Here is a 22223-nt window from a genome sequence, read left to right on the forward strand (position 1 = left end):
AGACAGCTGAAAACTAAAACAGGGCACCTTAAGAATAGATTTATAATAATAAAATACGGAGAACACATGGCAAGTTCAGCACCAGTGACAACACACACACAGTCGCAAAACTATCAGGATAAAAATTACAGTTTTGCATTAACTTCTCTAACAACATTATTTTTTATGTGGGGATTTATAACCTGCTTAAATGATATTTTAATCCCACACTTAAAAGCCGTATTTAACTTAACGTATGTACAAGCCATGTTGGTTCAGTTTTGCTTTTTTGGCGCTTACTTTTTAATGTCACTTCCAAGTGGTTATATAGTTAAAAAGGTGGGCTATAAAAAAGGCATCGTGATTGGATTATTAATTGCAGCAGTCGGGTGTATATTATTTTACCCAGCAGCGTCTTTACATAGTTACCCTGTATTTTTATTCGCTTTATTTGTACTTGCCAGCGGCATAACATTATTGCAAGTATCTGCTAATCCTTACGTAAGTTTGTTGGGCTCACCAAAAACTGCGTCGTCTCGACTTACGCTTACCCAAGCTTTTAATGCATTAGGTACCACTGTTGCGCCATCATTTGGTGCTCTGTTAATTCTAGACTCAGCGTCAGAAGCCTTTTTAACACCGGCTCAAAATGCAGAGTCAGTTCAACTTCCTTACCTCCTTTTAGCTGCAATGCTTATTTTACTAGCCGGTATTTTTGCTTGGCTTAAATTACCAGACATTATGAGCGAGCAAAAAGCAGAAGCCGAAAAATCAGAGGCAATTGAAGGCAGTGCTTGGCAGTATCGCCATCTTGTATTAGGTGCTGTGGGTATATTTATGTATGTAGGCGCAGAAGTGGCAATTGGTAGCTTTTTAGTAAGCTTTTTAGCACAAGAAAATATAGCAGGGCTAAAAGAGAATGTTGCAGCTCATTACATTACTTATTATTTTGGTGGTGCTATGGTTGGGCGTTTTATTGGTGCTGCTGTAATGCAAAAACTACCCGCTGGTAAAGTACTTGGCTTTAACGCAACCATGGCTATTATTTTAGTCATTATTGCCATGAGCACGTCGGGTCAATTAGCAATGTGGTCAATACTATTGGTTGGTTTATTTAATTCTATTATGTTCCCAACTATTTTTAGTTTAGCGTTAAATGGACTTGGTAAGCATACCGCTCAAGGCTCTGGTATTTTGTGTTTGGCGATTGTAGGTGGTGCAATAGTGCCACTTTTACAAGGTGCACTTGCTGATAGTGTGGGTGTTCAACTTTCGTATGTTTTACCTATTTTATGTTACATATTTATCGTGTTCTATGGTTTAAGCGGTAGCAAACCAGTTCATGCGCAGGAGACTCTATAATGAAAACCCCTTTTACACTTAATAAAATAGCCTTAGCAACATTAATTGCATCAGTAGGTACTTTATCGGCTTGTTCAAACGACGCAGTGACATCGGTTGAAACTAATGAAACGTTATCTAAAACAGCGCAAATTTGGCCAAAACTTAATATTGCCGTTAAAAAAGATGCCGATATTGAAGCTAAAATAGTTAACTATTTAAAAGCCATGACACTTGAGCAAAAGGTTGCTCAAATGATTCAGCCAGAAATTCGTGATATTACCGTTGAAGACATGCGTAAATATGGTTTTGGCTCTTACCTCAATGGCGGTGGTGCTTTTCCTAATGGCGACAAACATGCAACACCTATGGACTGGGTAGCCTTAGCAGAGAGCTTTTATCAAGCTTCTGTCGACGACTCAGTTGATGGCAGTAGTATCCCAACTATGTGGGGCACCGATGCAGTACATGGCCATAATAATGTAATTGGTGCCACGTTATTTCCGCACAACATTGGTTTAGGCGCGGCGAATAATCCTGATTTAATCGAGCAAATAGCATCGATTACTGCAGTAGAGGTAATGGCTACGGGTATTGATTGGGTATTTGCACCCACAGTTGCCGTAGTGCGCGACGATCGCTGGGGAAGAACCTACGAAGGTTACTCAGAAGATCCAAAAATTGTACATGATTACTCAGCAGCCATAGTAAATGGCTTACAAGGTAAAGCCGATGGCGACTTTTTAAGTGACAAGCGTGTAATTAGTACCGTTAAGCACTTTATTGGCGACGGTGGCACGGTTGATGGTGATGATCAGGGTAATAATATCGACAGTGAACAATCATTATTTGATATTCACGCACAAGGCTATGTAGGCGGTTTATCAGCAGGTAGCCAATCGGTTATGGCTTCTTTTAATAGCTGGAATGGCGTTAAAAATCACGGCAATAAATATCTACTTACTGATGTATTAAAAACACGAATGGGTTTTGATGGATTTGTAGTAGGCGATTGGAACGGTCACGGTCAAATTGAAGGCTGTACTAACGAAAGTTGTGCGCAAGCCGTTAATGCTGGCCTTGATATTTTCATGGTGCCAACAGGTGCCTGGAAGCCTCTTTATAACAATACAATTGCGCAAGTTAAGTCAGGCGAAATTAGTATGTCGCGTATTGATGACGCAGTGAGCAGAATATTACGCGTAAAACTTCGCGCTGGTTTATTTGATAAACCAAGCCCGGCTAAGCGTCTTTACTCTGGAAAAACAGAGCTAATTGGTGCCCAAGAGCACCGCGAAGTAGCACGTCAAGCTGTGCGCGAATCACTTGTGTTACTCAAAAATAAAAATAACCTATTGCCTATCGCAGCTAATCAACGCGTACTTGTTGCAGGTGATGGAGCCGATAATATAGGTAAACAGTCGGGTGGTTGGAGTATTACGTGGCAAGGTACTAATAATAAAAATGCTGATTTCCCTGGTGCTACTTCGATATATAAAGGGCTTGAAGATCAAATATCTGCAGCAGGTGGAAGTGTTACTTTAAGCGCTGATGGTACGTTTGAGCAACGTCCTGATGTTGCCATTGTTGTATTTGGTGAAGAACCTTACGCAGAAGGGCACGGCGATAAAGATAACCTTGAGTTTGAGCGCGGAAATAAAAAGTCATTAGCACTTTTAAACTCACTAAAAGAGCAAGGCATTCCTGTTGTATCTGTGTTTATATCAGGTCGACCTATGTGGGTTAACAGCGAACTTAACGCATCTGACGCGTTTGTAGCTGCATGGTTGCCAGGTACAGAAGGCGCAGGTATTGCTGATGTTTTATTAAAAGCGGCAGACGGCACCATTCAAAATAACTTTAGAGGTAAATTATCGTTTTCTTGGCCTAAATCAGCGGTACAAACTGCGGTTAATAAAGGCGATGAAAATTACGATCCATTACTTCCTTATGGTTTTGGCTTATCGTACGGCGATAAAAACGTGTTAGCTGACGACCTTGATGAAGACTCTAAACTTGATAACTCTGGGCTTACGAGTATGGATATACTTGTTGGTGCGCCTGTAGCACCATGGCGCTTATTGTTAAAATCGGGCGATGAGCTTTTAGATGTATCGAGTAGTACGCATGAATTTGGTGCAATTAAATACCGTACTGAGGACAAAACAGTACAAGAAGACGCGCGCCAATTTAACTTCAGCGGTGCAGAAAAAGCCAGTGCTGAAATAGTAACAAGCTTTGCAGAAGATACCATTGCCTACGTTGAAGCAAACAGTGTGATTAGCTTTGATATTAAATTAAACGAAGCACTAACGAGCGATGTAGCCCTTGCTATGACTTGTTCTGGTGAGTGTGGTGCAAGCATTGATTTAGCAAACGTAGTTGATAAAACTATTGAAAATAAATGGCAGTCAGTATCAATCGATTTAGGTTGTTTTGCTGATAAGGGTGTTAATTTTGCAAGCCTAACAAGCCCATTTAGCTTGCACAGCAATGGTCAAGCATCAATTTCTGTAGCTAATATTCAGTTTGTACCAAATAAAGCGGACGAGGCTACGCTGTCTTGTAAGTAGTTTATTAACTCTATTGTGTGTATACCAAAGCCCTTCTAATGAAGGGCTTTTTTTATGGATAGGTGTTAGCTAGATAAAATATGGTAGTGTAAATATAGTTGTTTTTAATGCGCTTATAAGTCACTTAAAAGCAATTAACTTTTCGTGAGTAAGCTTTTTTCATCAAAGGTTACTACTTTGTCTCGGCCTGTTTCTTTAGCTAAGTAAAGGCGTTTATCGGCATAAGCGAGCAGCTCTTTTATAGTTGCATTCCCATTAATTGCATTACTTACCCCAGCGCTTACGGAAAGTTTTATATGCTGATTTTCATGATAAAAAGCTTGAGTGCTTATATTCTTTCTTAATAGCTCAGCATCACTTTTTGCTGCACTAAGAGTGTAATCAGGTAGTAAAATGGCAAATTCTTCTCCGCCAATTCTGGCACTAATACCTACATTTAAAAATTGCTCTTTAATAAAGTGAGATATCCACTTAATTGCGTGGTCGCCCGCTTCGTGACCAAACTGATCGTTTACACGTTTAAAAAAATCAATATCGAGCAAAATAACAGACACATTTTTGTCTATATTCTTAGGATCACTTAGTGCTTCTTTACTTTTTGTAAAAAAGCCACGGCGATTAAGTAATTGGCTTAAAGTATCGGTGTTAGCAAGGCTTGAAAGTGTATGCTCTGTATTAGAAGCCAGCAGGTATGGCAATATTAGTGCGCTACAAGTGGCCAAAATTAAATGACTACTTAAGATAAGTTGCAGTGGCTCTATGTAGTTTGGCGAATTAATACTAAAAATAGATATCGCCAATAGTGTTGTTTGTATGAGCATTAAAATGCTGTGAATTGAAAAACAAACTATCAGCGCTTTTTTTTGCAAAGTGGCTACAAAGTTCATCTGCTTAATAATATATGCGGAATATAGGTATAAAACCGAAATAATTAAGCTTGTCAGCATTTGCCCTGCAGGGTCTGAATATATGGGTAATAAAGCAACCCCCGTTAATCCAAGGAGACAATAAAGAGGTTTTAAGTTTAGTGCCTTACTGTGCTTATATTTATTTAACCCAATAATAATTAACAATGGACTTAGTAATATAAAAATATCAGCCAAATAGTGTGTAATAAAAGGCGCGTCTATTACTAACTTTAAACAGGCAAGTAACTCGGCAAATGCAAAGGTAATGCATGCTAGGCCAAATAATAAAAATGATGTTTGTTTTTTAAAGTTATGTACGGATAAAAAAAACAAGCCTATTAATACGTTAAGAATAAAAGAGAGACTGATCACAGTAGGCAGGTGTAGCATTTAAGATTCTCTTTTATTAAAGATAGGCGTGGTTGGTGTGGAAAACTTGCTGATTATTATGTATTAATGTTTAAAGGTCAATATGGGTAAAAAGTAGTAATTTACCCATATATCTAATTTGAAAGGGATTTTAACTGAACGAATATTAACGCCCGCTAAACCAAGCTTTCTAAAGCCGATTTTATATCAGGATGATGAAAACGATAATTGTTAACGAGTGCCTTTTTAGGGACTACAAATTGCCCCGTTGTTAGTAAGTCTGACATTTCACCCATTAATAGTTTAAGTACTGGGGTTGGCATAGTGATAAATGCAGGTCGAGAGAGCGCCTCGCCTAAGCTTTTACTAAATTGAGCATTGCTTACAGGGTTGGGTGCTGTTGCGTTAACAGGGCCTGATATTTCTGGGTGTTTAATAATAAAGAGTATTAGCTGAATCATATCGTCGATGTGTATCCACGACATGCCTTGCTCGCCATTACCAATCGGGCCACCCAAGCATAATTTAAAAGCAGGTAACATTTTTCCAAGTGCACCTCCTTTTTTAGCTAAAACAATACCCGTTCGCAAAAGGCATACTCTGGTTTGTTCTGATTGGGCGAGTAGTGCTGCATTTTCCCAGTCTTTACAAAGCTGGTGGCTAAATTCATCGTGTGGGCGTTCAAAAGTTTCATCAATAGGATTACTATTTTGTCGACCATAAAAACCAATTGCACTGCCAGATATAAAAGTATGCGGGGGTATACAACAGGCTTTAATAGCTTGACTAATTTGCTGTGTAATATCAATACGACTGTTTCGTATTATTTGCTTTTGTTTGTCGCTCCAGCGTTTATTTACAATCGGCTCGCCAGCGAGATTAATAACGATATCAACAGTGTTGAAGTCAACATCACTAAGGTCACTTACGGCTTTAACTTTGTGGCCTAATAATACGTTTGCTTTAGTTGGATTGCGGCTAAGTACAGTAACAGTATTATGATGAAGTAAAAAAGGGCATAAGTGCTTACCAATTAATCCGGTCGCGCCAGTTATAAATATATGCATTATTCATCCTTACAATAAAATAGAAGCAAGTGATTAAAAAACATACTCGCTAGCAAACAGCTTTGCAAATTTATACGTAAAACAGGCTTTTATGATCACTTCGTAATTATTTCATTTAATTACCTTTTGCCTTACACTGGGACGATATAGTTAATAAAAGGATTAATAAATTGGCAAGTTTAACTGGAGTAAATAAAAGCTTAATAGTTTTTGCTTCCTTAGTAGTGGTCCTCGCTGGAATAAAAGCCGCGAGTGTAATTATTATTCCGTTTATTTTGGCGGCATTTATTGCCATTATTTGTAACCCGCTTATCAAGTTTTTTGCGCGCTACAAAATTCCTAAAGGCATTGCTGTTATGTTGGTCGTGCTGATTATAGTTGGCTTAGGGGTAAGCCTTGGCGGGCTTGTAGGGCAATCTATCAACGACTTTTCTCAGCAGCTTCCTGAGTATAAAACACAACTTAAAGAAGAATTTGTGTGGCTGGTCGATTTAGCATCTCAATACAACATACTGATCAATAAAGATCAGTTAATTAATATGTTCGACCCTGGCAAAATGGTTGATGTGGCCACTAATATGCTCACTGGGTTAGGTGGCGTAATGGCAAACATGTTTTTAATTATTTTAACGGTTGTTTTTATGCTGTTTGAAGGGCCAATGCTGAGCATGAAAATACATATGGCACTTGAAGACCCTGATAGTAAAATGAAGCAAATTGACCGCTTTTTAGAATCTATTAATTCATACTTGGCAATTAAAACGCTAGTAAGTTTAGGGACGGGTATTATTGCTGCGTTTTACTTATGGATTTTAGACGTTGACTACTTTGTGCTTTGGGGCGTGTTGGCATTTATGTTCAATTACATTCCAAATATAGGTTCAATTATTGCGGCTGTACCAGCTGTATTACTTGCCCTTATTACTCAAGGCCCATTAGTGGCAGGACTTGTTGCTGCAGGATATTTAACAATAAATACGGTAATGGGTAATATTGTAGAGCCTAAATTTTTGGGTAAAGGGCTGGGACTTTCAACGTTAGTGGTGTTTTTATCATTAATATTTTGGGGCTGGTTATTAGGTACTGTGGGTATGCTTTTATCTGTACCATTAACAATGATTGTAAAAATAGCCCTAGAAGCCAGTGCAGAAGGCAAGTGGGTTGCCACTTTATTGGGCAGTGGTGAAGACGTTACTAAAAATAACTAACATTTATAACCATCAAGGGCTGTAAAATTAAAACCCTTGATGGTTAAGTTATCAATAAATACAGGGCTATTAATTAATAAACGATTTAATAGCGTCATCCACTGCGTATATTGCGCCTTCTAAATATCCTGCTTCTTGTTTTGCAAACTCACTCGCTACAAAATGAATATTGAGGTTACTTAATTGCTCTTCCAAGTTTGAAAAATCAAATTCTGGGTGCTGTGAAGGCTGAGTTTGATCGTCTCTATTAGCTACAAATTTATCCTCTGCCCAGTCTTTAATAAAGTATCCGGTTGCCTTTTCAGCATCCTTACCATAAAAGTAGCTGAGCTGTTGGGCACAGGCTTGAATTAATTGCTCTTGAGTTACTTGGTTTCGTGATAAGTAGGGGACACCTATAAAGCCAAATAATGCGGCGTAATTACTATCCTCAGCACTGGCATCGTGAATTTCGACCATAGGGCCTACGCGGCTAAAGCATTGCCCAGATAAGTTTTTATTACGCCAAAATGCATGTTCAAAAGTAGCTATAAACTTGGCTTGTCCTGCCATCCATGTAGGTACACTACTGAGGCGGTTTATGAGTGTTGGAGTCGCCCATAGTTCAGGTGTTAAATGCGTTGTAACCATACGAGGAGGAATTGCTGAAATTAATTTGCCAGTAGCAAAGTGCTTTATATTGCCTAAGTGATTAACAGTAACTTGCCAGCTATTATCGTTCTTTTTAAGCTCAATGACATTGTGTTCTAATAGCACTGAATTAGGATTAAGTTTCTCGTATAAGGCAGTTATTAAGGTATTCATGCTATGTTTGAGTCTAAATAGTTGCATATCTCCAGCGCCTGCAATTTGTTGAGGTTGCTTGGAGTTAGGTGCTTGATATAACACATCACCTTTATTGTATTGCTCAAATATACTTAAGTTGAGTGACTTAATTAGCGCTTGAATTTTTGGTTGGTGGGGAAATATCCACGTAGGACCCAAATCAAAACTAACATCGTTATTTATTGGTGATTGCGCGGCAAAAATTCGGCCACCTAATTGCGATTTAGCTTCTAATAATAAGTACTCAATATTAAGTAGTTGTAATTTATACGCACTGTACAAACCAGCAAGTCCGCCACCTATAATAATTACTGGTTTGGTCATCTGTTTATCCATTAGTTTTTAGCAATCTACTAGTAGGTAGTTTGTTTTGGTGTGAATAAATTGTCAAGTAAGCTATAGGGAGTGAGTAAAGAAACGTAACTAGTTTAGTGTGCTTAAGTTACGTCAAAATGGGTGTTTTAGTGATTCTGTAAATTGATTTATAAGCTCAATTTCACACAGTTTATAGCTAATGGCTGCGGTTGTCGCATTAGGAAGTTTTATTAAGTAACGCCATTGGCAGGCGCTCTCAAGGTACTTTTCGTTATTTTTAATGCTGCGCATGAATAACGGCAGTACTTGCGTATTGCCTGTGCTTTCTTGTGATTGAGTTAGCTCATATTTACGCTTTTGTATCCAACTGCCTTGTGCTTGTTTTGCTTTATCAATTTGGCTATCTAGGCATTGAATATATCGCTTAGCTTCATCGGTTGTTGCTTTAGCGGCTAAAGTACATGCCTCATCTGCAAAGCTGTATTGGCTTGAAGCTAATAACACAATGGCAGTTAGTTGTAATAAATGGTTACTTTTTGTCATTGTAATTAAACTCTAAAATAAATTGAGCGCCGCCTAAGTTATCAGCTTCTGTAATGGTAAGTGTACCGCGATAGGACTTAACCAAGTCAGATACAATCGCCATCCCTACGCCGTGTCCGCTTTCATATGTATCCAGACGAGTACCCCGTGTAAGTAGAGATTCACGTTTGTCCTCTGGTACGCCAGGGCCATCATCGCTAATTCCAATACACAAAGTTTTGCTTTGAATAACTTGTATTGCTACTTGTGAGCGACACGCTTTACAGGCGTTATCAATCAGGTTGCCAAGTAATTCCATTAAATCTGTTTGGTCACCTAAAAAGTAATCTTTTTCGGTTACGGTGCAGGTAAAAATAATATCTTTATCACGGTACACTTTTGCCATAGCACTGAGTATTGAATCGAGTACTGGCTTAATAGGTGTTTGTTTTTTCCAGGTGTCTGATGCACCGGTTGCAGCACGCTTTAATTGGTGCTCGATCATCACATTAATTCGGTCGAGTTGTTCTTGTGCATCGGCATCGTTTGCCAATGGACTTGATTTAAGTACCGCAAGCGGTGTTTTAAGTGCATGAGCAAGGTCGCTTAATGAGGCTCTGTAGCGCTCTTTTTGGCGTTGTTGCGACTCAAGTAGCAAATTTAGGTCTGCTTTTATTGTTTGCAGCTCTACTGGGTAGAGGCCTTTAATTTCTTGAATATCACCCGATTCAATTGCTTTTATTTCTTTATCGAGTCTTTGGAGTGGGCGAGCGCTCCAAATAAAACCAATCGCCATCAGGCCTGCAATTGCAATGCCCATTATAAACATCCAATCTACAAGGGTTTGCTTAAAGCCATCCATTAAACGAAGTAGAGCGTCATTACGTTTAACTAATATAAAGCGAGCTTGTTCTGATTGATCTATGTTATTTAAAATTACAGTCAGGCTAAGTTGCCAATAAGCGGTATTATTATATTCTACACGCCTAAAGTCGGCAGCACCTGCTTTGGTCTCTATTTGCTGAGGTACATAGTTTAAATTTACAGCCGACTCTGAGTTCCAAACCGGATCATCATCTCGGTAAATCATTGCGTAGGTATCTGAATTTAATCTGTTTAACTCAGGCGCTAAAATAGTGCTGGGCATAATAATACCATGCTCAGTAAAGTCGACTTCAGATATTAGCGAGTAAAGCTGTGCTTCGAGAGTTTTTTCAGTCGCATCAACAAGTGAAGCGTAATACGCTTTGCCAATTGAATAAAATAAGATAGGGAGTGCGACTAATAAAACAAAGACAAGGATAAATCCTTGCCTTATTTTTAACGATATTTGCGGTATTACCACTGGCTTTTAAGCCTGTAACCACGCCCACGTAGTGTCTCTACTGGGTTAAGCACACCATCAGGGTCAAGCTTTTTACGCAAACGTAGTACAAATACTTCAATTACGTTTGAATCAAGATCGAAATCTTGGTCGTAAATATGCTCAGTCAGTTCTGATTTAGAAATTACTTTTTGCGGATTTACCATTAAGTATTCAAGTACTTTATACTCGTAAGCTGTAAGGCTAAGCTCTTTATCATCAACCCATACTTGTTGAGAACGTGTATGAATTTTAATTGGGCCCGCAGTCATTTCTGGATTTGCTTTACCAGCACTGCGACGAATTAATGCATTACAACGTGCAATAAGTTCTTCAACATGAAATGGTTTGGTAAGGTAGTCATCAGCACCTGCATCTAAACCTTCTACTTTATCCTGCCAGCGATCGCGCGCGGTTAAGATTAAAATAGGAATAGTAATGCCTTGTGCTCGTGCTTTATTAATTAGCTCAATACCGTCTATTTTAGGTAAACCTAAATCAACTACGGCCATATCAAGCGGGTATTCTGTAATGTGGAAAAGACCTGCTTCACCATCGTGGCATAAATCCACGCTGTAACGTTCTTTTTCTAAGGCATTACGTAGGTTATCTGCTAAATGTAAATCGTCTTCTATAACTAAAATTCGCATTTTTAATCCTTTTTCACTTCGCCGGTTTTTTTATTAATATGTAAATCAACGACGTGGCCGTCAGATTTGAGTATTCGTACGGTATAAAAATCTGTTTTTTCGGTAATTTTTAAGGTCTTACCGCCAATTGTTTTCTTTGCGAGTATTACGGCTTTCTTTTTGTCCACCTCAGCATGAGATGCTTGGGTGGCGGTTGCTGCTTGGCTAAAGTTAGCTAAGCTAACACAAGCAATAAAACCGAGGCTTAATAATACGCGCATAATGGAAAACTCCTAGACCAGACTCACTTAGTTTAATTAACTAAGTTACTAAAATTCAAGTAAAAACGGTAAATTCGTTTTTATCCTGATAATTTTAATTAAAAACCTGTGAACAAACCCTGAATTACAGTGCAACGCACGCTCTAGGGTTTAATACTTTTTAAGCAGGAAATACCTTTTTAAAAGGTTTAACAATTGTATTTTCATAGATGCCAGCGGCAACGTAAGGGTCTGCTGCTGCCCACTCTCGAGCTGCTTCAATTGATTCAAATTCAGCAACCACTAATGAACCGGTAAAACCTGCTTCTTGAGGATCTTCACTATCGACTGCCGGTAATGGACCGGCGGTAAGTAGACGGTTTTGTGAATCAAGCTCACTAAGGCGTGCTAAATGTGCCGGGCGTGCTGCTTTTCTAAGCTCTAAGCTGTTTTCAACGTCTGTTGAGTGAATCATGTACAACATAAGGAATCTCATAAAAATTGTTAAATTTGATTAACGCAATACTACCACAGCGTTGAAAATTGGTGAATTAAAAGCGTATTTACACAGGTTTACACTTCGATTTTATTTTTAAGCTGTAATTGCTTGAAAATCTCTGTGTAACACTGGTAGAGTCGCTGAAATATACAAAATAATAAAAAGGTTTTATGCATGAGCGAAAATAGAGAACGATTTAGTTCCCGCCTTGGATTCATAATGGCAGCGGCCGGTTCAGCTGTTGGTATTGGTAATTTAGTTGGTTTTCCGGTTTCTGCTACTAAAAATGGTGGTGGCGCATTCTTATTAATTTACGCTTTATTTGTCATATTCATTTGTTTACCAGTCATGATGGCTGAAATGGCAATGGGTCGTAACGCTCAAAAAGATCCACTTGGTTCGTACAAACTATTATCTAATAACGATAAAAAATGGAAGTTAGCTGGTTTTTTTGCGGTGCTTACACCATTTATGATTGCTGTATTTTATATGGTGATTACGGTTTGGATCTTTGGTTATTTAACGCAAACAGGCCTCGGTAATTTAGATTTACTTGCAGATCCTGGCCACTTTGGTGTTTTTATTAATAGTTACACTGTGTTTGGTTATATGGCTGTTGTGGTTATTATGGTGAACTTAATTTTGTTAGGTGGTGTTAAACAAGGCATAGAAAAAGCCGCCAAATTTTTAATGCCCGCTTTATTAGTTATGCTACTAGCTCTAGTTACTTATGTATTAACGCTTGATAACGCAATGGCCGGTGTTAAATACTACATTATTCCTGATTTTTCTAAGATGAGTGCAAGTGTACTTAATGGCGCATTAAGCCAAGCGTTTTTCTCGCTATCGCTGGGTATGGGTATATTAATGACTTACGCGTCGTACATTTCTAAGAAAGATGACATTGTAAGCAGTGCTAAAATGGTCGCTATTACTGACTCACTCGTTGCGTTTGTAGCGGGGCTAATGGTGTTGCCAGCGATATTTAGCTTTGACCCAAATACAGACCCATCAGCACTTTCTGACTCGTCCGTATCAATGATTTTTGTATACCTACCTAAAATATTATTAGCACTGCAAAATGATATTGGCTATGTAGGTGCGTCTATTGTTGCGTTCTCATTCTTTTTATTGGTATTTTTTGCAGCGATTACTTCACTTGTTTCAATAGTGGAGGTACCGACAGCAACACTAAGCGACCGTAAAGGTATTAGCCGTAAAAAAGCACTGGGCATCCTTACACTTTCAACCGGTGTACTTACTATTTTATGTACAATGTCGTTTGGTATGATTGACAGCCTTACATCTTTCACCAGTTATGGCGGCGTTAGTAAGAGCTTTTTTGATATTATTGTTGATGTATTTTACGACACAATTTTACCGCTTAATGGCTTAATGGTGTGTTTGTTTGTAATGTACCGCTGGAAAAAAGCACGCTTAACACAAGAGCTAAGCTTAGGTTCGCCTAATTATGCGGGAAGCTTGATGGAAAAGTACGTTAACTTTTCACTTTCAACGTTTATTCCTGTCATTCTAGCTGTAATATTTATAAATACAGTGGCGACTAAGTTTTTTGATTTAAAAATATTTGGTTTTTAATAGGCCTCTTTAAAAGCTTATTGAATAATATAATGCCGCTCAGTTAAGCTTAGCGGCATTTTTTATAGGCGTTTTTTACAGGTATCTGGTCTAACTATTATACCAACCTGCATAAATCTTTGATCAATTTAACGAATTAAATTGCACTATAACGTCGTTAAAATTTTTTTATTTAGAACAACTAGATACAAAAATTTTTGCCTAGTTCTAGCGTAATTTTCTTAACGTTAAATAGACCCCATATATAAGCAGATTGGTATTAAAGGGATTTAAAATGAATAAAATTATTATTGGGTTTGCTTTTGCTATTTCATCATTTGGCGCATTTGCACAAAGCGCTGATGGTTGGCCAGAAGGCGGTGAAATGCACACCGGCAATACTTATAATTTAGAGGGTAATAGGTACAAAACTAAAATCAGTAAAATGATGGATGAGATCTACCCGCAACTAACTGATGATTACCAAGTAGATGCAGTTAAAGCACAAATAAAAGCATGGGAGCAGTATATAGATGCTACATGTAACGTTGTTGGCATAGCAACGGGTGCCGGCGGCTCTTGGCCCTCAACGTATAGTGTTAAATGCGAAAGAAGCCTAAGTTATGATAGATACTTTGCGACTAAAAATGCGCTAAAGTGTGTTAATAGATTGAGCAAAGAAGGGTTTGTAGGGCGTAGCGAAAAGTTAAATTGTTTAATTCAAACATTAAATATAAGAATATTTTAAGGTTTGCAGCAGCGCTACAGCTAAATTATACAGTTAGCTGTAGCATTTTAGGCTTTATAGCAACTCAATACTTACTGTTGCGCCTTTTTCGATATTGCCGCTTTGTGCCGGCACTACAATTAAGCAGTTAGCTTTACTAAGCGACGAAAGTACACCCGAACCCTGTTTATTAAACGGAGCAACCATCAAGTCACCTTGCTCGTTAATTGTTGCAGTACCGCGCTGAAAATCAGCTCTGCCAGGGCGCTTTTTAATAACGGATGTAGTAACAGCGTTAAAGCGCATTTTAGGGTTTACTACACCAAGCCCCGACAGCTTTTGCAGTGCAGGCTCTACTAACTGATTAAACGTAACAGCAGCCGACACAGGGTTACCTGGCAAGCCAAAAAAGTAACTGTTACTTAGTTTACCAAAGGCAAAAGGTTTGCCTGGTTTCATGGCTATTTTCCAAAAGTGAATTTCACCAATTTCGTTGAGCACTTCTTTAGTAAAGTCGGCTTCTCCAACCGATACGCCGCCTGAGCTTATTACGGCATCGGCGAGTTCATTCGCTTTTAAAAATGCATTGGTGATGAGGTCTTTGTCATCAGGGATTATTCCTAAATCGATCACGTCGATATTTTTTTGTTGCAGCGCACTAATAATAACAGCGCGGTTGCTTTCAAAAATAGCGCCTTGCTTAAGAGGCTGACCAGGTTCAATTAGCTCATCGCCTAAAGAAAGTACGGCTATTTTCAAAGTTCTCACCACGTCTATATTGGCAATCCCTAACGATGCAAGTAACCCCACATCAACGGCTTTTAATTTATCGCCTGCTTTTAAAATAACATCGTCTATTGCAATATCTTCGCCAGCAAAACGCACGTTTTCATTTAGCTCTGGTTGCGAGGTGAACGTAATTTTATCGCCATCTACCGAGGCGTTTTCTTGCATTACAACGCCGTTAGCGCCTGGTGCAATGGCGGCGCCGGTCATTATTCTTACGCATTGCCCAGGGGTAAGCGTTCCTTCAAAAACTTGACCCGCAAACACGCTACCTACTTGTGTATAAGTTAAGCTTTTATCTGAAATACACAGCGCATAGCCATCCATTGCAGAGTTGTTATGAGCGGGTACGTTTATAGTTGATTTAACATCGCTTGCTAAAACGCGATCAACACTTTGCATTATAGTGATGGTTTTAACGTCTTTAACAGGCGTTATTGAGCCAAGTATATTTTGTATTGCAGTTTCAATTGGTAATAAACCGGGTGCATTGCAAACATCGTTCATATATATTGCTTACTTAAATCATTTTATTTTGAAACAATACTTACAATGTCAAAGCTTTACAATACATGGTTGGGTTATTTTTTGTGTATAGCATGCATGCTTTCGTGCAGCGTAAACGCAAAAGAAACGCTGCAAGTAGCCGTAGCGAGTAATTTTAAAACTGTATTGCAAACCCTACTAAAAAAATCCCCATTACCTAATGTTGACGTGAAAATATCAGCTGCTTCTAGCGGTGTTTTATATTCGCAAATAGTGCATGGCGCGCCATTTGATGTGTTTTTATCGGCTGACGATTTTCGACCGCAATCGCTTATTAAAGAAGGCTATGCCGAGCAAAGCAGTTTAATCACTTACGCGTTAGGCGAACTTGCTTTGTGGCAACCCAAAGCTGAAAAAGTAAATGATAAAGTAGCCATTGCTAATCCGCGTTTTTCACCATACGGACGTGCCTCAGAGCACTACGCGAATAACCATTTTAAAAAACCAATAAATTATGTGTACGGGAATAACATTACGCATGCGTTTCAGTTTGTGCAAAGTGGTAATGTAGGAGTAGGGCTGGTGGCTGTTTCATCCCTAAAGGCGGCTTACCGTAACACGCAAGATCAAAAATATTTAGATTATACCGTGCTGCCTACCAATCAATATCCCGATATAATTCAACAAGGCGTTATTATTAGCTCGACTAAAAAACATGCTAGCGCTAAGCAACTTATGCAATTTTTAATGGCAGAAGCTACGCAGCAGCAGTTAATTGAATTAGGTTACAGAATAAAGGACAACAATGCTTCAAAGTGATTTAACCGCGCTGTGGTTAACTATAAAACTTGCCTTTATAACCGCAGTACTTCTTCTTATTTTTTGTATTCCACTGGCTTACAAGCTCGCTGGCTATAACGGTAAATTTAAACCATTTTTAGAGGCATTAATTGCAATGCCTTTAGTGCTACCGCCTACGTTGTTAGGGTTTTATTTACTTGTTTTGTTTTCGCCTGATCACGCTTTTGGGCAGTTTTGGCTTTGGCTAACGGGTACGCAGCTTGCGTTTAGTTTTCAGGGCGTGGTTATTGGCTCGCTTTTTTATTCGCTGCCTTTTGTAATGCAGCCGCTTGTGGCTGGGTTTAAGCATATTAATCAAACCTATAACGAAGCTGCCATTGCGCTTGGATTAAGCCCATTTAAACGCTTTGTGCATTTAATTATTCCGCTTTTAAAACCCAGTATTGGTAGCGCATTTGCTTTAGGCTTTGCGCATACATTGGGTGAATTTGGTTTGGTATTAATGATTGGCGGTAATATTCAGGGGCAAACACAGGTGGTGTCTATTGCGCTTTATGACCATGTTGAATCGTTAAATTATACGGCGGCGCATCAGCTTTCACTTATTTTACTGGCTATTTCGTTTGCCTGTTTAGTGCTGTTATTTAAGTTTAATAAAAGCATTGTAGGGGTTAAGCAATAACATGATTAAGTTAAGCCTTTTTAAAGCACTCAATAATTTTGATTTAGATATAAACCTTGAGCTTGAGTCGTTTAATGTATTGGGTGTTTACGGTCCTTCAGGCTCCGGTAAGTCAACATTACTGCGTTGTATTAGTGGTTTAGAGCCTGCAAAAAGTGTTCATATTAATAATCAGCCAGTGCATGAGTTGCCAAGTGATAAACGCGGTATAACGCTTCAGTTGCAATCGTGCCCGTTGTTTCCTCATTTAGATGTGGCAGGTAATTTAGCGTTTACACAAAAACACTGCGAAAATAAGCAAACCAGCTTAACGCTTCAATACGTTGTTAAAACACTTGAATTACAAGATTTACTAAATCGTGATGTACAAAGCTTATCGGGTGGCGAGCGCCAGCGTGTAGTATTTGCGCGCACTTTGCTTGCCGGTCAAAAATTTATAATGCTTGATGAGCCTTTTAGTGCGCTTGATTGGTCATTGCGTTTTAAAACGCTCACTAAACTCAATGAGTTAGCCGTTAAGTTTAATATTAAATTTATAATAGTAAGTCACTCATTAAAAGAGCTGCTATTTTGCTGCGATACCCTTATTCAGCTTGATAAAGGTAAGGTGATAAACCAAGGTGCAAGTGCGCACGTTGCAAAGGCTATTTACGCAAACGACAGGCAAACACCGCTGAGCTTAATTAATTACGATGTGGTTAAATTTGATAAAGACTACGGGCTATATCAACTGCAATTACAGCAAAGTGAGCAACCGCTTTTTGTGCTTCCTGCACTTGTCGATAGTAGTAATAAGCTAATTATAGAAAGTGAGCAAATGTCGCTTAGTGCGTTAAAGCCTGAGCAAATAACGCACAGTAATGTTTTAAGGTCGGTATTAACTCAAGCTGAGCTTATTAATAATAAGTGGCAGTTAACGCTTAATGTTGACGGGCAAACTTTGTATTGCTTGGCTTCAAGACGAGTGTGGGACAAAAACGACTTTAAAGTGGGCGATGTGCTTTATACAACAATCAGTAATCTAGAATAACTAAATACTGCACATCGCACATTGGCTATTTTTAGCTATTTTAAAACGATTAAATTCCATACTTAAACCATCCACTAGCAATAAGTGTTCGCTTAAGCCGCTGGGTAAACCAGCAAGCATTTTTAGCGCTTCAGTTGCCTGAATACTGCCTATTAACCCCACAATAGGAGAAAGCACACCAGATTCAGAGCAGCTTTGTGTTTGTTCACTAAAAAATTGCGATAAACAACCATAACAATGGCTGTTTTCATCCATAGTAAAACACGCGACTTGTCCTTCCATACGTATTGCAGAGCCTGACACTAGCGGAACTTTAGCTTTAAAACAGGCGCTATTAAGTGCATTACGCGTTGCTAGGTTATCTGAGCAATCAATTACTATATCAATGTTATTAAATAGCTGCTCTGTAGAGGTATTTGCATCAAAAAATGCCTCAATAGTATTTATGTTTATTTCACTATTAAGCGCGTTAAGCTGTTTTTTAGCAACACTGCATTTTGAGCTACCAATGTCGCTTTCTTTATACAGTATTTGCCTTTGCAGGTTGGTCACGTCTATTTCATCGTTATCAATTAAGCTAAGCGTGCCAACGCCAGATGCCGCTAAATATTGACTTACCGCGCAACCAAGCCCACCCACACCAATAATTAAAGCATGCGATTGCCATAGTTTCTCTTGTCCGTCTATATCAAGCTGCGGCAGCATAATATGCCGAGAATAGCGTAGTTGCTGTTGGTACGTTAACGGTGCTTTTTGCATTTTTAAATATCTCATACTTTTTTTGAACAATACCAATTTGTTAAATCCTAGAGCAAGTAGTAACGCTTTTTATTTGCACTGTAACAGCCCTTACCCCCTCACTCATATAGTGCAACTATAACGCATTAAAATAATAAATACATATAACTAGCTGAAATATATGGTTTTTAATTAGTGGCTCAGTAATTGCTGTGTTTGGTTAACTAAAATTTAACAAAGTTTGAGCTACTACTCATATAAAAGAGTGGGGCATTTATAAAACAATAATACGTTTACGAGGAAATAAACATGCAACCGAGTTCTGGATTTAACTTAATATCCTTTAAAGGAAAAATGAAAGTATTACATCTGAGTTGGATGGTCTTTTTTGTGTCATTTTTTGTATGGTTTAACCATGCTCCTTTATTAGGTGCAATTGCGGGCTCGCTTGGTATTACCATGGCACAAGTTAAAACATTACTAATTTTAAATGTAGCGTTAACTATTCCTGCCCGTGTTGTGGTGGGTATGCTGACCGATAAATTTGGTCCCCGGATTGTTTATGCCGCGCTACTTATTACCTGTAGTATTCCGTGTTTTATGTTTGCTATGGCAACCACATTTGAACAAGCCGCTATAGCGCGTTTTGCGCTAGGCTTTATTGGTGCTGGCTTTGTTGTGGGCATTCGTATGGTGAGTGAATGGTTTCCTGCTAACGAGCTGGGCATAGCAGAAGGTATTTATGGCGGCTGGGGTAACTTTGGTTCAGCAGCAGCGGCTATGTTATTGCCAATTATTGCACTTATGTTTGGTGGCGAAGATGGTTGGCGTTACGCAGTAGGTTTAACGGGTGTATTAAGCGTTATATTTGGTATTATTTGGTACTTAAATGTAACCGATACACCAAAAGGCGGTACATACTTTAAGCCTAAAAAAGTAGGCGCAATGGAAGTAACCAGTAAAGGCGACTTTGTATTACTTCTTATTATGAAAATCCCTATGTATGGTGCACTAGCATTACTTACTTGGAAGCTTTCACCAACCGGTGCTAACCTAATTTCGGCTAACTTTGTACTTGCCGTGTATGCTTTTTTAGTTCTGCTTTATATTTACGAAGTGTATAAAACCTTTGACGTAAATGGTCATATTTTTAAAGAGCCTGTACCTGAGTCTCATCGTTATGAATTTAAGCAAGTGGCTGTTTTAAATATTTTATATTTTACAACTTTTGGTTCTGAGCTTGCAGTTGTATCTATGTTACCGCTATTTTTTATGGATGTGTTTGCGCTTGATATGGTGTACGCGGGTATTTTAGCCTCAGCTTATGCATTTATGAACTTAGCATCTCGCCCAGGTGGCGGTTGGATTTCAGATAAATTAGGTCGCCGTATTACCCTTATTGTACTTACAACGGGTCTTGCTGTTGGTTATTTTGTAATGGGCTTGGTTGATGCATCTTGGCCTTTATGGCTTGCAGTTGTTGCGGCTATGGCGTGTTCGTTCTTTGTGCAAGCTGGTGAAGGCGCTGTATTTGCCGCAGTACCGCTAATTAAGCGTCGTTTAACTGGGCAAATAGCTGGAATGACAGGTGCTTACGGTAATGTAGGTGCAGTAGTGTACTTAACGGCATTGTCACTTGTTGATTATCAAACTTTCTTTTTCATTATTGCGGGTAGTGCATTACTTGGTCTAGCTGCACTGTTTTTTATGAGAGAACCAGATGGCCATATTACCGAAGTAAATGAAGACGGCACCGTTGAACTTATTTCAGTGACTTAAGGCATTATTGACTATGTTTGATGAAACACTCCACGCTAAATCGCTAAAAAATGAACTCAACGTTTCATTTGGCGGGCACAGTGCTAAAGGGTTAAAAGCAGAAAACCAAGATGCGTTTGCAGCTCTCAATACCAAAGCGCAAGAAAAAGAGTCTAAAGGCGTTATTGCCTGCTTAGCCGATGGGTGTTCATCAGCAAAAAATGCTAAACAAGCGTCTCAACTTTCGGTTACTCATTTTATAAATGAGTATTTAAATACCCCCGAAAGTTGGGCGGTTAAAAAGTCAGTGTCGAAGGTGTTAGCAAGTTTAAATCAGTGGCTTTATTCGCAATCGGTTAATTACAATCACTTAGGTCAGCGTCAAGCCGATTGGATGACGACTTTTACAGCACTTATTTTAAAGTCGGCAACGGGTTATATATTCCACTTAGGTGATACGCGTATTACTCGCTTGCGAGGAAATAAAATCGAGGCAATAACACGGGATCACAAAGTAAACGATACGCTAACGCGTGCTCTTGGCGCGCAACTTCATCAAGAAATAGATGTATACGAGGTTGACCTAAAAGCAGACGATATTTATATATTAACCTGCGATGGCGTACACGATGTGCTCCCAAGTAGTGATATAGCTAAATTAATTAACGAGTACACTAATTTAGAAAATGCAGCTAAAGCAATTACCGAACTTGCATTAGCACGAGGCAGTGACGACAACGTAAGTTGTTTACTGGTAAAAGTAGAAAATATTGCCGAGCAAAAGTTAGATGAACTTTACCATTCGCTAACACGACGAAAAATTCCACCTGCGCTTAATGTTGGGCAAAAAATTGATGACTACACGGTTATTCGTAAATTACATGCCAGTAGTCGCTCGCACATTTATTTAGTGCAACAAGCGCCCGATATACCGCCAGTGGTTTTAAAAGCACCTTCGGTTAATTTTGAAGACGATGTGCACTACCTTCAAGGCTTTATAAGAGAAGGCTGGGTAGGGCAACGCATAAACCATTTAAACGTGATGAAAGTGCTAAGTACGCAATCGCAGAGTCGTTTTTTGTATCATATTTGTGAGTACATGGACGGGCAAACACTCAGTGATTGGAAGCACGACGTGCCGCACCCAGAAATAACCCAAGTACGCAGTATTATTGAACAAATAGTACATGCACTAAGGGCGTTTCAGCGACTCGATATGGTACATCGTGATTTAAAACTCGATAATGTAATGATAGATGCGCACGGTAAAGTAACGCTAATAGATTACGGCACAGTAAGTGTTGCGGCTATGGACGAGTCGGTTAAACAAATTGCGGATGATTGCCCGCAAGGCACTGCCGACTACACCGCACCCGAAACACTTATTACTATGCACGCCGATTTTAAAAGTGATTTGTTTTCACTTGGCGTGATTGCATATGAGTTATTGTGCTCAAAATTGCCTTATAAACCACTGCCACTTAACCACGTAGCGCCAAAAGATTACAGCCATTGGCATTACACAAGTATTCGTAAATACAGAGCCGATATTCCGTTTTGGTTAGATCAAGCCCTTATGAAGGCGCTTGCCCCTAAACCTGAGCTCAGATACCAAGCTTTTTCTGAGTTTATAAACGATATCAACAAACCTAATCCTTATTTAGAAAGTACCGCTAATAAAAGTTCAATAATGAAACGCGATCCAGTTATGGTGTGGAAATGTATTTCGCTGTGTTTATTTATTGCTTTGGTATGTGTATTAATAATTAAAACTTAGAG

General features: G+C 38.9%; 20 protein-coding genes. 10 read left to right on the top strand and 10 right to left on the bottom strand.

Annotated elements, in window-relative coordinates; genetic code table 11:
• Window positions 1–66 precede the first annotated feature (66 nt).
• A complete protein-coding gene (locus H5160_RS12040; RefSeq protein ID WP_182737575.1) occupies window positions 67–1341 on the top strand; it encodes a sugar MFS transporter in 1275 nt (424 codons plus the stop codon).
• Entirely contained in the window at window positions 1341–3893 is a 2553-nt protein-coding gene (locus H5160_RS12045) for an exo 1,3/1,4-beta-D-glucan glucohydrolase (RefSeq protein ID WP_182737577.1), read from the top strand. The genes H5160_RS12040 and H5160_RS12045 overlap by 1 nt, the downstream gene beginning before the upstream one ends.
• A 134-nt stretch (window positions 3894–4027) precedes the next feature.
• Here H5160_RS12045 and H5160_RS12050 read toward each other — a convergent pair whose 3' ends face one another.
• Both H5160_RS12050 and H5160_RS12055 read right to left on the bottom strand, forming a co-directional pair.
• Window positions 4028–5191 (bottom strand): GGDEF domain-containing protein, encoded by a 1164-nt coding sequence (locus H5160_RS12050; protein WP_182737578.1) that lies wholly within the window; start codon window positions 5189–5191, stop codon window positions 4028–4030.
• A 155-nt stretch (window positions 5192–5346) separates the two neighbouring features.
• Window positions 5347–6237 carry a TIGR01777 family oxidoreductase gene (locus tag H5160_RS12055; protein WP_182737579.1) on the bottom strand — a complete coding sequence of 297 codons (891 nt, stop codon included), beginning with the start codon at window positions 6235–6237 and terminating at the stop codon, window positions 5347–5349.
• Between the two features lie 170 nt (window positions 6238–6407).
• Between H5160_RS12055 and H5160_RS12060 the strand changes: the two genes are divergently transcribed.
• A complete protein-coding gene (locus H5160_RS12060) occupies window positions 6408–7445 on the top strand; it encodes an AI-2E family transporter (protein WP_182737580.1) in 1038 nt (345 codons plus the stop codon).
• Window positions 7446–7514: 69 nt separating this feature from the next.
• Here the strand turns inward: H5160_RS12060 and H5160_RS12065 are convergent, their stop codons facing one another.
• From H5160_RS12065 to H5160_RS12090, 6 genes are all read right to left on the bottom strand, one after another.
• The gene (locus H5160_RS12065; protein ID WP_182737581.1) at window positions 7515–8594 is read right to left on the bottom strand and encodes an FAD-dependent oxidoreductase; all 1080 of its coding nucleotides are present in this window, start codon (window positions 8592–8594) and stop codon (window positions 7515–7517) included.
• 123 nt (window positions 8595–8717) lie between these two features.
• Window positions 8718–9128 carry a hypothetical protein gene (locus tag H5160_RS12070; RefSeq protein WP_182737582.1) on the bottom strand — a complete coding sequence of 137 codons (411 nt, stop codon included), beginning with the start codon at window positions 9126–9128 and terminating at the stop codon, window positions 8718–8720.
• Window positions 9115–10452 (bottom strand): ATP-binding protein, encoded by a 1338-nt coding sequence (locus H5160_RS12075; protein ID WP_002959804.1) that lies wholly within the window; start codon window positions 10450–10452, stop codon window positions 9115–9117. The genes H5160_RS12070 and H5160_RS12075 overlap by 14 nt, the downstream gene beginning before the upstream one ends.
• Window positions 10446–11120 carry a response regulator transcription factor gene (locus H5160_RS12080; RefSeq protein ID WP_002959806.1) on the bottom strand — a complete coding sequence of 225 codons (675 nt, stop codon included), beginning with the start codon at window positions 11118–11120 and terminating at the stop codon, window positions 10446–10448. The genes H5160_RS12075 and H5160_RS12080 overlap by 7 nt, the downstream gene beginning before the upstream one ends.
• A 2-nt stretch (window positions 11121–11122) precedes the next feature.
• Entirely contained in the window at window positions 11123–11380 is a 258-nt protein-coding gene (locus tag H5160_RS12085) for a PepSY domain-containing protein (RefSeq protein ID WP_024594903.1), read from the bottom strand.
• Between the two features lie 160 nt (window positions 11381–11540).
• A complete protein-coding gene (locus H5160_RS12090; RefSeq protein ID WP_024599115.1) occupies window positions 11541–11843 on the bottom strand; it encodes a YciI family protein in 303 nt (100 codons plus the stop codon).
• A gap of 189 nt (window positions 11844–12032) precedes the next feature.
• On the opposite strand from H5160_RS12090, the gene H5160_RS12095 reads away from it, so the two are divergent.
• Together H5160_RS12095 and H5160_RS12100 are read left to right on the top strand one after the other, a co-directional pair.
• Window positions 12033–13457 (top strand): sodium-dependent transporter, encoded by a 1425-nt coding sequence (locus H5160_RS12095; protein ID WP_182696458.1) that lies wholly within the window; start codon window positions 12033–12035, stop codon window positions 13455–13457.
• 274 nt (window positions 13458–13731) lie between these two features.
• The gene (locus tag H5160_RS12100) at window positions 13732–14184 is read left to right on the top strand and encodes a hypothetical protein (protein ID WP_182737583.1); all 453 of its coding nucleotides are present in this window, start codon (window positions 13732–13734) and stop codon (window positions 14182–14184) included.
• Between the two features lie 54 nt (window positions 14185–14238).
• On the opposite strand, the gene glp is transcribed toward H5160_RS12100, so the two are convergent.
• Window positions 14239–15456 (bottom strand): gephyrin-like molybdotransferase Glp, encoded by a 1218-nt coding sequence (gene glp, locus H5160_RS12105; RefSeq protein WP_182737584.1) that lies wholly within the window; start codon window positions 15454–15456, stop codon window positions 14239–14241.
• Window positions 15457–15501: 45 nt separating this feature from the next.
• Between glp and modA the strand changes: the two genes are divergently transcribed.
• Genes modA through H5160_RS12120 form a run of 3 tightly spaced genes read left to right on the top strand, consistent with a single transcriptional unit; the run spans window position 15502 to window position 17948 of the window.
• The gene (modA, locus tag H5160_RS12110; RefSeq protein WP_182737585.1) at window positions 15502–16254 is read left to right on the top strand and encodes a molybdate ABC transporter substrate-binding protein; all 753 of its coding nucleotides are present in this window, start codon (window positions 15502–15504) and stop codon (window positions 16252–16254) included.
• Window positions 16241–16918: a molybdate ABC transporter permease subunit gene (modB, locus tag H5160_RS12115; protein WP_182737593.1), complete on the top strand. Its 678-nt coding sequence runs from the start codon at window positions 16241–16243 to the stop codon at window positions 16916–16918. The genes modA and modB overlap by 14 nt, the downstream gene beginning before the upstream one ends.
• Before the next feature lies 1 nt (window position 16919).
• Window positions 16920–17948 carry an ATP-binding cassette domain-containing protein gene (locus tag H5160_RS12120; protein WP_182737594.1) on the top strand — a complete coding sequence of 343 codons (1029 nt, stop codon included), beginning with the start codon at window positions 16920–16922 and terminating at the stop codon, window positions 17946–17948.
• On the opposite strand, the gene moeB is transcribed toward H5160_RS12120, so the two are convergent.
• Window positions 17949–18707 (bottom strand): molybdopterin-synthase adenylyltransferase MoeB, encoded by a 759-nt coding sequence (gene moeB, locus H5160_RS12125; RefSeq protein WP_182737596.1) that lies wholly within the window; start codon window positions 18705–18707, stop codon window positions 17949–17951.
• A 288-nt stretch (window positions 18708–18995) separates the two neighbouring features.
• On the opposite strand from moeB, the gene H5160_RS12130 reads away from it, so the two are divergent.
• Both H5160_RS12130 and H5160_RS12135 read left to right on the top strand, forming a co-directional pair.
• The gene (locus H5160_RS12130; protein ID WP_024595623.1) at window positions 18996–20465 is read left to right on the top strand and encodes a NarK family nitrate/nitrite MFS transporter; all 1470 of its coding nucleotides are present in this window, start codon (window positions 18996–18998) and stop codon (window positions 20463–20465) included.
• A gap of 13 nt (window positions 20466–20478) precedes the next feature.
• Entirely contained in the window at window positions 20479–22221 is a 1743-nt protein-coding gene (locus tag H5160_RS12135) for a bifunctional protein-serine/threonine kinase/phosphatase (RefSeq protein WP_024595624.1), read from the top strand.
• Window positions 22222–22223 lie beyond the last annotated feature (2 nt).

The sequence above is a fragment of the Pseudoalteromonas sp. SG43-4 genome (assembly GCF_014164325.1).
GTDB lineage: Bacteria > Pseudomonadota > Gammaproteobacteria > Enterobacterales > Alteromonadaceae > Pseudoalteromonas > Pseudoalteromonas distincta.